Annotated in this window: 9 protein-coding genes, 1 tRNA gene and 1 pseudogene; all 11 read left to right on the plus strand. The window is 64.9% G+C overall.

The window, feature by feature from the left end; translation table 11 throughout:
* A pseudogene (gene tuf / locus HV826_RS25545) lies at nt 1-136 on the plus strand (elongation factor Tu); the annotation flags it as partial.
* Between the two features lie 99 nt (nt 137-235).
* Nucleotides 236-400: a 50S ribosomal protein L33 gene (gene rpmG / locus HV826_RS25550; RefSeq protein WP_011553120.1), complete on the plus strand. Its 165-nt coding sequence runs from the start codon at nt 236-238 to the stop codon at nt 398-400.
* A 23-nt stretch (nt 401-423) separates the two neighbouring features.
* Nucleotides 424-499 (plus strand) — tRNA-Trp (locus HV826_RS25555).
* 100 nt (nt 500-599) lie between these two features.
* Entirely contained in the window at nt 600-1,043 is a 444-nt protein-coding gene (secE, locus tag HV826_RS25560; protein ID WP_176419591.1) for a preprotein translocase subunit SecE, read from the plus strand.
* Nucleotides 1,043-1,585: a transcription termination/antitermination protein NusG gene (nusG, locus tag HV826_RS25565; protein ID WP_090494984.1), complete on the plus strand. Its 543-nt coding sequence runs from the start codon at nt 1,043-1,045 to the stop codon at nt 1,583-1,585. The genes secE and nusG overlap by 1 nt, the downstream gene beginning before the upstream one ends.
* Before the next feature lie 146 nt (nt 1,586-1,731).
* Entirely contained in the window at nt 1,732-2,178 is a 447-nt protein-coding gene (gene rplK / locus HV826_RS25570) for a 50S ribosomal protein L11 (RefSeq protein WP_163783666.1), read from the plus strand.
* Between the two features lie 36 nt (nt 2,179-2,214).
* Nucleotides 2,215-2,928: a 50S ribosomal protein L1 gene (gene rplA / locus HV826_RS25575; protein WP_176419592.1), complete on the plus strand. Its 714-nt coding sequence runs from the start codon at nt 2,215-2,217 to the stop codon at nt 2,926-2,928.
* Between the two features lie 389 nt (nt 2,929-3,317).
* The gene (gene rplJ / locus HV826_RS25580) at nt 3,318-3,839 is read left to right on the plus strand and encodes a 50S ribosomal protein L10 (RefSeq protein ID WP_176419593.1); all 522 of its coding nucleotides are present in this window, start codon (nt 3,318-3,320) and stop codon (nt 3,837-3,839) included.
* A gap of 102 nt (nt 3,840-3,941) precedes the next feature.
* Entirely contained in the window at nt 3,942-4,310 is a 369-nt protein-coding gene (rplL, locus tag HV826_RS25585) for a 50S ribosomal protein L7/L12 (protein ID WP_176419594.1), read from the plus strand.
* Nucleotides 4,311-4,487: 177 nt separating this feature from the next.
* The gene (gene rpoB, locus HV826_RS25590; protein ID WP_163783662.1) at nt 4,488-8,714 is read left to right on the plus strand and encodes a DNA-directed RNA polymerase subunit beta; all 4,227 of its coding nucleotides are present in this window, start codon (nt 4,488-4,490) and stop codon (nt 8,712-8,714) included.
* A gap of 135 nt (nt 8,715-8,849) precedes the next feature.
* Nucleotides 8,850-13,061 carry a DNA-directed RNA polymerase subunit beta' gene (gene rpoC, locus HV826_RS25595; RefSeq protein ID WP_163783661.1) on the plus strand — a complete coding sequence of 1,404 codons (4,212 nt, stop codon included), beginning with the start codon at nt 8,850-8,852 and terminating at the stop codon, nt 13,059-13,061.
* Nucleotides 13,062-13,163 lie beyond the last annotated feature (102 nt).

Here is a 13,163-nt window from a genome sequence, read left to right on the forward strand (position 1 = left end):
GGTGATGCCGGGCGACAACATCGCCATCGAGGTGGAGCTCATCACCCCGGTGGCCATGGAGAAGGAGCTGCGCTTCGCGGTTCGCGAGGGTGGCCGCACGGTGGGCGCCGGCGTCGTGGCGGAAGTCATCGAGTAATGCCGGGTCGGCCGTGAGGCCGCCGGGCTCACTGTCCCGACTCCGAAGGGAGGGCTGCGTTGTAGTAGCCTTCCCTTCTCGTATCTGGTGAGGTAGGTCATGCCGAAGGGCAATCGTTCCATCATTTCGCTCGAGTGCACTGTGTGCAAAGAGCGGAACTACACGACCACGAAGAACAAGCGGAAGAGCCAGGACAAGCTCGAGCTGAGCAAGTTCTGTCCTCGCTGCCGGAAGCACCAGGACCATAAGGAAGGCAAGGTCTAGGTCGGTAGTTCAGGGAAGGTTCTAGGCCAGTAGCTCCAACGGTAGAGCAGCGGTCTCCAAATCCGCGTGTTGGGGGTTCGAATCCCTCCTGGCCTGCCAACTCTCAGTAGTCGCGGGGCCCCCGGTACCTGGAGGTGCCGGGGGTTCCTGTGTTTTCGCAGTCCCGCGAATTCGCATCCGCAGTACCTCGTGAGGCACCATGGCGACGGCATCAGAGGCCAGCCAGCAGGCTAACCGCTCGGCGATGGATCCGAAGCGGCTCGTGGTCATCTTCTATCTTCTCGCCGGCATCGTCCTGGCCCTCTTCCTGGAGCGCTTGCTCGGGTTGCTGTGGGCGCGGTTCAGCTGGAGCGACCCGGTCCTCATCGAGGGCTTGGACTGGAAGGTCTCCACCCTGGTGGGCTACGTGCTGGCCGTGGGATTGGCCGTGGGCGCGTACTTCCACCCGCGCACCCATGCGCTGTCCATCGACGTGGCTTCGGAGTTGATGAAGGTCACCTGGCCTACCTGGTCGGAGACCAAGGCGTCGACCATGGCCGTCGTCGTGGCGTCCTTGGTGGCCGCCGTCATCCTCTTCTGCATCGATACCGCCGCCTACAACCTGATGGTGGAGTGGCTGCCGGCCGTGTGGGGGAAGCTGTAATGGCGATGAAATGGTACGTGGTCCACACCTACTCGAACTTCGAGAACCAGGCGAAGAAGAGCCTGGAAGAGAAGGTTCGTCTGGAGGGCCTTCAGGACCAGTTCGGTGAAATCCTGATTCCGATGGAGCAGGTCGTCGAAATGGTGAAGGGCGAGAAGAAGACCTCTCGTCGCAAGTTCTTCCCTGGCTACATCTTCGTGCAGATGGAGCTGAACGACCGGACGCTCCACCTGGTGAAGAACACGCCGAAGATCACCGGTTTCCCGGGAACGGCGCAGCATCAGAATCCACTGCCCATCTCCGACCAGGAGGTGGCGCGCCTGACGTCCCAGATTTCCGAAGGCACGCTCAAGCCGAAGCCCAAGGTTCAGTTCGACGACGGCGACACGGTGCGCGTCATCGACGGTCCGTTCGCCAACTTCAATGGCACCGTGGAAGAGGTCAACGCCGAGAAGGGCAGGGTGAAGGTGCTGGTCAGCATCTTCGGCCGCGCCACCCCGGTGGAGCTGGACTTCATGCAGGTGGAGAAGACCACCGGCTAGCAGTTGATGCCGCGCCGTGCACCCCTGTATGGGGTGCGCGGCGTTCGCATTTCCGGTCCCCGTATCGGGGCCGGGCTCATGGGTGGGAGGGCTTCCCCGTCTGGTAGCCCGCTCGCACCACCCACTCGAAAGGCAGTTGTCGTTCGATGAAGAAGATCACAGGTCAGGTCAAGCTGCAGATTCCCGCCGGAAAGGCGAACCCCGCTCCGCCGATCGGCCCCGCGCTCGGTCAGCAGGGCGTGAACATCATGGAGTTCTGCAAGCAGTTCAACGCGAAGACCCAGGCGGAGGCCAAGGAAGCGCTCATCATCCCGGTGGTCATCACCGTGTATGCGGACCGCTCCTTCACCTTCATCCTGAAGACCCCTCCCGCCGCCGTCCTCATCAAGAAGGCCGCGGGTCTCCACACGGAGAAGAAGAAGGGGTCGGGCGCGAAGAAGCCGGGCAAGGAGAAGGTCGGGCAGATCACCCGCGCTCAGCTCGAGGACATCGCGAAGAAGAAGATCCAGGACACCACCGCCGCGTCGCTCGAGGCCTGCATGAACACCATTGCCGGCACCGCACGCTCCATGGGCATCGACGTCGTCGGCTAGGCCGCCGCGCACCCACTCACGACAAGGATTTCTGTCATGGCTAAGACTGGGAAGAAGTTCCGTGCGGCCACCGCTCTGGTTGACCGCGACAAGCGCTACGCCCTCGGCGAGGGCTTTCAGCTCCTGAAGAAGACGGTGGAGGCTCGCGCCACCAAGTACGACCAGACGGTCGACGTCTCCATCAACCTGGGCGTGGACCCGAAGCACGCGGACCAGATGGTCCGTGGCGCCGTGGTGCTCCCGCATGGCACTGGCGCCACCGTGCGCGTGGCCGTGTTCGCCAAGGGTGAGAAGGCCACCGACGCGGCCAACGCCGGCGCGGACGTGGTGGGCGCCGAGGACCTCCAGAAGCGCATCGAGGAGGGTTTCCTCGACTTCGACACCGTCATCGCCACCCCCGACATGATGGGTGTCGTCGGTCGCCTCGGTAAGGTGCTCGGTCCCCGCGGCCTGATGCCGAACCCGAAGGTCGGCACGGTGACCATGGATGTCGCGAAGGCCATCCGTGATGCCAAGGGTGGTAAGGTCGACTTCCGCGCTGAGAAGGCCGGTATCGTCCACGCGAAGCTGGGCAAGTGCTCCTTCGAAGTGGAGAAGCTCGAGGCCAACTTCAACGCGCTGGTGGACCTGGTGATGAAGCTGAAGCCGGCCGCCGCGAAGGGCGTGTACCTCCAGGGTATCGCCATCTCGTCCTCCATGGGCCCGGGCATCAAGCTCGACACCACGGAGATCAAGGCGCGCCACGGCTAGTCGCCGCCCGGACAAGGGGGCGCAGCCCGGACTTTGAGTCGGGGCTGTCACCTGTCTGACGTCACAGGTTCGAAAGTTCTGGATCTTTGCTGAAGCCGGGGGTATAGGCCCCCGGCTTTTGCAATTGGGGCGCCACGTCGTGAGGCGCGGCGTCCCGACACCTGGTTCATGACAGCAGGGACCTGGGTGGAGAGGATGCATGTTCCGTTGGCAGCCGGGCAACCGGCCGGACGGCATCTTCGACCCCTGGTTCAAACGACCGCAAGGTCAGCCCTGCCGAGACTGGAGGTGCGGTGTGGTGCCTCTCGGAGGCTCCTCTCGCTCTGCCACTTTGGCCCAGGCATCACGCCCGTCCTGAAAAGGCGGGCCCAGTAAGGAGGTGAGTCAAAGTGCTGAAGAGCGAGAAGGAAGAGATGATCAAGGAGCTCCACGAGAAGTTCTCGAGGACGACCTCCGCCGTCGTCGCCGAGTTCACCAAGGTGGACGTGGAGACGGTGACCAAGCTCCGCAAGAAGTTCCGCGAGGGCAACGTCGAGTACAGGGTCATCAAGAACACGCTGGCGCGCCGTGCCGCGCAGGGCACGTCCGTGTCGGTCATCGCTGATGACTTCACGGGCCCCGTGGCCCTGTGCATCAGCTACGGCGACGTGGTGGCTCCCGCGAAGATCCTGGTCGAGTTCGCGAAGGACATCGAGGACAAGATCAAGATCCGCACCGCCGTCGTCGAAGGCCGCAAGGTCGACGTCGCCGGTGTGAAGGCCCTGGCGAAGCTGCCGGGTCTGCCCGAGCTTCGCGCGCAGCTGCTGGGCGTCATCAGCCAGCCCGCGAGCAAGCTGGTTCGGACCATCGCGGCTCCGGGTTCGCAGCTCGCCCGAGTCGTCCAGGCCAACGCGGACAAGGCGCAGGGGTAGTTTCCCCTCATCTGTTCGAGAAGTTTTTCTACCGCAACCTCTCCGGCCGAAACTCTCCAAAGGGGAGTTGGCCGTTAGTCGAAACCAGAAGGACACATTTCAATGGCTGACCTGAACGCGATTGTTGACCAGCTTTCCTCCCTGACCGTCCTCGAGGCGGCCGAGCTCGTGAAGCAGCTCGAGAACAAGTGGGGCGTGTCCGCCGCCGCCGTGGCCGTTGCCGCGGGCCCGGCCGCCGCCGCCGCTCCTGTCGAGGAGCAGACGGAGTTCACGGTGGTGCTGGCCAACGCCGGCGCCAACAAGATCAACGTCATCAAGGAGATCCGCGCGATCACCGGCCTGGGCCTGAAGGAGGCCAAGGACCTGGTCGAGGGCGCTCCGAAGAACGTCAAGGAAGCCGTCAGCAAGGACGACGCCAAGAAGATCAAGGACCAGCTCACCGCGGCTGGCGCGACCGTCGAAGTCAAGTAATTTCTACAGGGGCTGCCCGGTTTTCCGGGAAATTTCGGGCAGCCTCCTGACCGGATGTGCAGGCCGGCGCTCCCTGAGTGGGGGCGCCGGCTTTGCCCATTTGACCGTTGCAAATTTCCCGGCGCCGCCGCGCGTTACTGAAGTTTGCCCGCCCGAGCAGTAGTCCCCGGAGCCAGAATGCCGACGCAGATCCAGAACAATTTCCGCGTGCGGAAGACCTTCGCGAAGATCGCGAAGATCATCGACATTCCCAATCTTATCAACATCCAGAAGCAGTCCTACGAGAAGTTCCTCCAGGCGGACATTGCCGCCGACAAGCGCGAGGACCTCGGTCTTCAGGGCGTCTTCAAGTCGGTGTTCCCCATCCGCGACTTCAACGAGACCTCCTCGCTGGAGTTCGTGAGCTACCACCTGGAGCGCCCGAAGTACGACGTAGATGAGTGCCACCAGCGTGGCATGACGTATTCGGCGCCCATCAAGGTCGTCGTGCGCCTGGTCGTGTGGGACAAGGACGAGGAGACCGGCGCCCAGTCCATTCGTGACGTGAAGGAGCAGGAGGTCTACTTCGGCGAAATCCCGCTGATGACCCAGAACGGCACCTTCATCATCAACGGTACCGAGCGCGTCGTCGTCAGCCAGCTGCATCGCAGCCCGGGCGCCTTCTTTGACCACGACAAGGGCAAGAGCCACTCGTCTGGCAAGCTGCTCTACAACGCCCGCATCATCCCCTACCGCGGTTCGTGGATCGACTTCGAGTTCGACCACAAGGACCTGCTGTACGTGCGCATCGACCGTCGCCGCAAGCTGCCGGCCACGGTGCTCATCCGCGCGCTCGGCGCCGTCCCGGACACCGCGAAGAAGAACCCGCTGGAGTTCAAGGGCTCCACCGAGGAGATCCTCAACTACTACTACGCGACGGAGACGATCTACCTCCATAGCGCGGAGGAGTTCGAGAAGAGCGTCGAGCTCGAGCTGCTGCCCGGTCAGCGCGCGACGCGCGACATCAAGACCAAGACGGGCGAGCTGATCGTCAAGAAGAACCGCAAGTTCACCCGCGCCGCCATCAAGAAGCTCGAAGCGGCGAAGATGAAGACGCTCCCCATCGATGCGGACGAGCTCTTCACCAAGGTGTCCGCCTACGACGTGGTCGAAGAGACCAACGGCGTGGTGCTCCTCGAGTGCAACGAGGAGGTCACCCAGGAGAAGGTGGACGAGCTCCTCAAGCACGGCATCAAGGAGTTCAAGGTCCTCTTCATCGACAACCTCAACGTGGGGCCGTACCTGCGTGAGACGTTGATGCTGGACAAGCTCGAGACCCCCGAGCAGTCCATCATGGAGATCTACCGCCGCCTGCGCCCTGGCGATCCGCCGACGCCGGAGACGGCCATCAACCTGTTCACCAACCTGTTCTTCAACCCGGAGCGCTACGACCTCTCCAAGGTCGGCCGCCTCAAGCTGAACTTCAAGTTCGGTCTTGAGGAGCCGCTCGACGGGCAGATCCTCACCAAGCGGGACATCCTCGAGGTGATCCGCTACCTGATCGATCTGAAGAACGGCAAGGGGACCATCGACGACATCGACCACCTGGGCAACCGCCGCGTCCGCGCGGTGGGCGAGCTGCTGGAGAACCAGTACCGCATCGGCCTGGTGCGCATGGAGCGGGCGATCAAGGAGCGCATGAGCCTCCAGGAGATCGAGACGCTCATGCCGCACGACCTCATCAACGCCAAGCCCGTCACGGCGGTCATCAAGGAGTTCTTCGGGTCCAGCCAGCTGTCGCAGTTCATGGACCAGACGAACCCGCTGTCCGAGGTCACGCACAAGCGGCGCCTGTCGGCGCTCGGGCCCGGTGGCCTGACCCGCGAGCGCGCGGGCTTCGAGGTGCGCGACGTGCACCCGACGCACTACGGCCGCATCTGCCCCATCGAGACGCCGGAAGGTCCGAACATCGGCCTCATCGCGTCGCTGTCCACCTACGCGCGCGTCAACGAGTTCGGCTTCGTGGAGACGCCGTACCGCAAGGTCGAGGGCGGCGTGGTGACGACGGACGTGGCCTTCTACTCCGCGCTCGAGGAGGAGAAGCACACCATCGCCCAGGCGAACGCGGAGACGGACAAGAAGGGCAAGTTCGCCAACGCGCTGGTGTCCAGCCGCCGTGGTGGTGAGTTCGTCCAGGCGCGCGCCGAGGACGTGGACCTGATGGACGTGTCCCCGAAGCAGCTGGTGTCGGTGGCCGCGTCGCTCATCCCGTTCCTGGAGAACGACGACGCCAACCGCGCGCTCATGGGCTCCAACATGCAGCGCCAGGCCGTTCCGCTGCTGCGCACCGCGGCGCCGCTGGTGGGCACGGGCATCGAGTCCATTGTCGCCCGCGACTCCGGCGTCACCTGCGTGGCCCGGCGCGACGGCATCGTGGAGAGCGTGGACGCCGGCCGCATCGTGGTGAAGGCGGACGTGCCGGCCTCGCTGAGCGACGTCACGAGCGAGGTCGACATCTACAACCTGCTCAAGTACCAGCGCTCCAACCAGAACACCTGCCTCAACCAGAAGCCCATCATCAGCAAGGGCGACCGGGTGAAGAAGGGTGACGTCATCGCGGACGGCCCGGCCACCGAGACGGGTGAGCTGGCGCTGGGGCAGAACGTGGTCGTCGCGTTCATGCCGTGGCAGGGCTACAACTTCGAGGACTCCATCCTCATCAGCGAGCGCATCCTCAAGGACGACGTCTACACGTCGATCCACATCGAGGAGTTCGAGTGCATCGCGCGTGACACCAAGCTGGGCAAGGAGGAGATCACCCGCGACATCCCGAACGTGGGTGAGGAGGCCCTCAAGGACCTCGACGAGAGCGGCATCATCCGCATCGGCGCCGAGGTGAAGCCCGGCGACGTGCTGGTGGGCAAGATCACCCCGAAGGGCGAGACGCAGCTGTCTCCCGAAGAGAAGCTGCTGCGCGCCATCTTCGGTGAGAAGGCCGGTGACGTGCGTGACAGCTCCCTGCGCGTCCCGCCGGGCGTGGTGGGCACCGTCATCAACGCCAAGGTGTTCAGCCGCAAGGGCGTGGAGAAGGACGAGCGCGCCAAGCAGATCGAGTCCATGGAGGAGGCGAAGCTCCTCAAGGACCAGAACGACGAGATCAAGGTCCTCCAGGACAGCGCGTTCGGCCGCATCCGCGGCCTGGTGCGCACCAAGGAGGTCCAGGGCAAGCTCGTGGACGACAAGGGGAAGATCCTCCTGAAGAAGGGGGACATCCTCGACGACGAGCTGCTGTCCACGGTGCCCTACAAGTACTGGGGTGAGATCTCCGTCGGCGATCCGCTGGACTCGCGCCTGCGCGACATCCTGCGTCACCTGGAGGAGACGAAGGAGGCCGTGAAGCTGGCCTTCGGCGAGAAGATCGCCCGCATCAAGAAGGGCGACGAGCTGCCGCCGGGCGTCATCAAGATGGTGAAGGTGTACGTCGCCATCAAGCGCAAGCTGGCCGTGGGCGACAAGATGGCCGGCCGCCACGGAAACAAGGGCGTCGTGTCCCGCATCCTCCCCGAGGAGGACATGCCGTACCTGGAGGACGGGCGTCCGGTGGACATCGTCCTCAACCCGCTGGGTGTGCCCTCGCGCATGAACATCGGGCAGATCCTCGAGACGCACCTGGGCTGGGCCGCCAAGGGCACCGGCGAAGCGCTGCAGCGCTACGTCGAGTCCAACTGGAGCTCGGACGCCATCAAGGAGCGCCTCAAGGTCATCTACAGCGACCCGGCGTTCGGCGAGTTCCTCGACAAGCTCGACGACGAGGAGATCAAGCAGCTGTGCCGCCGCTCCAAGCGGGGCATCCACGTCGCCACGCCCGTCTTCGACGGCGCGGAGGAGACGGAGATCCACGCCCTGCTGGACGAGGGCCAGCTGCCCCGCACGGGACAGATGGTGCTCTTCGACGGGCGCACCGGTGAGCCGTTCGACCAGAACGTCACCGTGGGCGTCATGTACATGCTGAAGCTGCACCACCTGGTGGACGAGAAGATCCACGCCCGCTCCATCGGACCCTACTCGCTCGTCACGCAGCAGCCCCTGGGCGGCAAGGCGCAGTTCGGCGGTCAGCGTCTGGGCGAGATGGAAGTCTGGGCGATGGAGGCCTACGGCGCGGCGTACACGCTGCAGGAGTTCCTCACCGTCAAGTCGGACGACGTGGTGGGCCGCACGCGCATGTACGAGGCCATCGTCAAGGGCGACAACGTCCTGGAGAGCGGCCTGCCCGAGTCGTTCAACGTGCTCCTCAAGGAGCTCCAGTCGCTCGCGCTCGACGTGGAGCTGCTGGAGAGCGCCCCACCGGAGCGGCAGCGCAGCTTCGGAGGCGACTTCCTCGGCGGTGGTGACGGCGAGGAGCGCAAGACGGGAACCGAGGCCTGATTGCACGGAGCGCCCGCCTGACCGGCCGCCCGCCGTCCCGAAAGGGGCGGGCGCGGCCGGAACGGGGCGGGGGCCCGAATCAGCTGGCGGCCCCCCTTGGAAGAGGGGGGCGCCCAACGAGATTTCGGAGGCAACGTGAAGGACATTTTCAACTTCTTCGAGAAGCCGAAGGACCCGCTGTCGTTCAACGCCATCCGCATTGCGCTGGCGTCGCCCGACAAGATTCGCCAGTGGTCCCATGGCGAGGTGAAGAAGCCGGAGACGATCAACTACCGCACCTTCAAGCCGGAGCGGGATGGGCTCTTCTGCGCCCGCATCTTCGGGCCGGTGAAGGACTACGAGTGCAACTGCGGCAAGTACAAGCGCATGAAGCACCGCGGCGTGGTGTGCGAGAAGTGCGGCGTGGAGGTCATCCAGTCCAAGGTGCGCCGTGAGCGCCTGGGCCACATCACCCTGGCCACGCCGGTGGCCCACATCTGGTTCCTCAAGTCGCTGCCGAGCCGCATCGGCAACCTGCTCGACATCACGCTGAAGGAGCTGGAGAAGGTCCTCTACTGCGAGAGCTACATCGTCCTCGATCCGAAGGCGACGCCGCTGCAGAAGGGCGAGCTCATCAGCGAGGACAAGATGCACCGGCTCTACCAGGAGCACGGTGAGGACTCCTTCACCACGGGCATGGGCGGCGAGGCCGTCCGGGAGATGCTCAAGTCGCTGAACGTCGAGAAGCTGTCCGAAGAGCTGCGCAAGGACATGCGGGAGACGACCAGCGAGGCGAAGCGGAAGAAGTACGCCAAGCGCCTGAAGGTGGCCGAGGCGTTCCGCGTCTCCGGCAACAAGCCGGAGTGGATGATGCTGGACGTGATTCCGGTGATTCCGCCGGACCTGCGCCCGCTCGTTCCCCTGGATGGTGGCCGCTTCGCGACCTCCGACCTGAACGACCTGTACCGCCGCGTCATCAACCGCAACAACCGGCTGAAGCGCCTCCAGGAGCTGAACGCTCCGGACATCATCATCCGCAATGAGAAGCGGATGCTGCAGGAGGCCGTGGACGCGCTGTTCGACAACGGCCGCCGCGGAAAGACCATCACGGGCCCCAACAAGCGCCCGCTGAAATCGCTGTCCGACATGCTCAAGGGCAAGCAGGGCCGGTTCCGCCAGAACCTGCTCGGCAAGCGCGTGGACTACTCGGGCCGCTCCGTCATCGTGGTGGGCCCCGAGCTGCGCCTGCACCAGTGCGGCCTGCCGAAGATCATGGCGCTCGAGCTCTTCAAGCCGTTCATCTACAACAAGCTCGAAGAGAAGGGCTACGTCACCACCATCAAGTCCGCGAAGAAGATGGTGGAGAAGGAGCGCCCCGAGGTCTGGGACATCCTCGAGGACGTCATCCGCGAGCACCCGGTGCTCCTCAACCGCGCCCCCACGCTTCACCGCCTGGGCATGCAGGCCTTCGAGCCCGTGCTGATTGAAGGCAAGGCCATCCAGCTGCACCCGCTGGTGTGCGCCGCCTTCAACGCCGACTTCGACGGCGACCAGATGGCCGTGCACGTGCCGCTCTCCATCGAGGCTCAGATGGAGGCCCGCGTGCTGATGATGTCGACGAACAACATCCTCAGCCCCGCGAACGGCAAGCCCATCATCGTCCCGACGCAGGACATGGTGCTCGGCATCTACTACATGACCCGCGCCCGCGAGTTCGCCAACGGCGAGGGCCGCGTGTTCGCCTCGCCGGACGAGGTGCGTGCCGCGTACGACCACGGCGAAGTGCACCTCCAGGCGAAGGTCGTCTGCCGCATCGACGGCAAGCGCAAGGAGACCACCGTCGGCCGCGTCCTCCTGTGGGAGGTCGTCCCGCGCGCGGTGGGCTTCGACGCCATCAACAAGGTGCTCGACAAGAAGTCGCTCGGCGGCCTCATCGACCTCTGCTACCGCCTCACGGGTGAGAAGGAGACGGTGCTGCTCGCGGACCGCGTGCGCAGCCTGGGCTACTACAACGCCACCCGCGCCGGTATCTCCATTGCGCTCAAGGACATGATCATCCCTGCGAAGAAGCAGGAGTTCCTGGACTTCGCGCGCAAGGAAGTGTCGGAGATCGAGAACCAGTACCTCGAGGGTCTCATCACCGACGGCGAGCGCTACAACAAGGTCATCGATATCTGGGCGGAGATCACCGAGAAGGTCGCCCAGGAGATGATGCAGCAGATCTCCCAGGAGGAGACGTCCGGGGACCGCGACGGCAAGCGCGAGACGCGCAAGCAGCCGTCCTTCAACCCCATCTACATCATGGCCGACTCGGGCGCGCGTGGTAGCGCCCAGCAGATCCGTCAGCTGGCGGGTATGCGTGGCCTGATGGCGAAGCCCTCCGGCGAAATCATCGAGACGCCCATCACGGCCAACTTCCGTGAAGGTCTCTCCGTGCTGCAGTACTTCATCTCCACGCACGGCGCCCGTAAGGGTCTGGCGGACACGGCGCTCAAGACGGCCAACTCCGGTTACCTCACCCGCCGTCTCGTGGACGTGGCGCAGGACGCCATCATCAACGAGTACGACTGCGGCACCATGGACGGCCTGTTCATCGGCGCCCTGGTGGAGGGCGGCGAGATCATCGAGCCGCTCGGCGAGCGCATCCTGGGCCGCGTGGCCCTGGATGACATCCTCGACCCCGTCACGGGCGAGGTGCTGGTGCGCGCCAACGAGGAGATCGACGAGGAGCGCGTCCGCCGCATCGAGAACAGCGGCATGGACAAGGTGAAGATCCGCTCGGTGCTCACCTGCCAGGCCAAGCGCGGCATCTGCGTGGAGTGCTACGGCCGTGACCTGGCCCGCGGCCGCAAGGTGTCCGTGGGTGAGGCGGTCGGCGTCATCGCGGCGCAGTCCATCGGTGAGCCGGGTACCCAGCTCACGATGCGCACCTTCCACATCGGTGGCGCGGCGACGCGGCGCGCGGAGCAGTCCAGCCTGGAGAACCGCTACGCGGGCAGCGTGAAATTCGCGGGCCTCACCACCGTGCAGAAGACGGACGGCACGCTGGTGGCCATGAACCGCAACGGCGAAATCGTCGTCGTGGACGACTCAGGCCGCGAGCGCGAGCGCTACCAGGTCATCTACGGTGCCCGGATCCTCGTGAAGGAAGGCCAGCGCATCGAGCCGGGCGTCCTCATGGCGGAGTGGGACCCGTTCGCGATTCCGCTGCTGACCGAGGTCGGCGGTGTCGTGCGCTACGAGGACATCATCGAAGGCGTGACGATGTCCGAGGCGCTGGACGAGGTGACTGGCCTCTCGCGCAAGACGGTCATCGAGTCCAAGGACCCGGAGGCGCGTCCGCGCGTCACCATCCGCGATGCCAACGGCAACGTGAAGGACCTGCCCAGCTCCCGCAACCCGGCGAGCTACTTCCTGCCGCAGGGCTCCATCATCACCGTCAACGACGGCGATGAGATTCACCCGGGCGAGGTCATCGCCAAGGTGCCGCGCGAGACGACGAAGACCAAGGACATCACGGGCGGTCTGCCCCGCGTGGCCGAGCTCTTCGAGGCGCGCAAGCCGAAGGACGCGGCGGCGATCGCCGAAATCGACGGCGTGGTGTCGTTCGGCAAGGACACCAAGGGCAAGCGCAAGCTCATCATCACCCCCGAGGTGAACGGCGAGCAGCGCACGGACCTGGCCAAGGAGTACCTGATCTCCAAGGGCAAGAACATCAGCGTCCACTCCGGCGACCGCGTGAAGGCCGGCGAGGCGATGATGGACGGCTCGGCCAACCCGCACGACATCCTCAAGGTGCTGGGCGAGAAGGAGCTCGCGCGCTACCTGGTGGACGAAGTGCAGGAGGTCTACCGACTGCAGGGCGTGAAGATCAACGACAAGCACATCGAGACCATCGTGCGGCAGATGCTCCGCCGCGTGCGCGTCACCGATGTGGGCGACACCAACTTCCTGGTCGACGAGCAGGTCGAGAAGTGGGTGTTCGAGGAGGAGAACGAGAAGGTCATGTCGGAAAGCAAGCGTCCCGCCGTCGGCGAGCCGCTGCTGCTCGGCATCACCAAGGCCTCGCTCTCCACCGAGTCCTTCATCTCCGCGTCGTCCTTCCAGGAGACCACCAAGGTGCTCACCGAGGCCGCCATCAACGGCAAGGTGGACTACCTGCGCGGCCTCAAGGAGAACGTCATCATGGGCCGGCTCATCCCCGCCGGCACGGGTCTGCCGAACTACAAGCACCTGGACATCGCGGTGGAGAGCCCCACCGACGAGGTCAACGAGATGGAGGCCGCCCTGGCCGCCACCCACGGCGACACCGGCCCCCTGGGCGAGCCTTCCCGCCCGGTAGGCACGCAGACGACCGGCGCGGCCTAGCCCGCGCGCCAGCCGTCCTCAAAGCGTTCGCTTGAAGACAACCGCCGCTCCCGGAGCTTCCTCCGGGGCGGCGGTTTTCCTTTGTTCATGGCTAATCGCGTT

Origin of the sequence: Myxococcus sp. AM010 (assembly GCF_013372585.1) — a bacterium.
Classification (GTDB): domain Bacteria; phylum Myxococcota; class Myxococcia; order Myxococcales; family Myxococcaceae; genus Myxococcus; species Myxococcus vastator.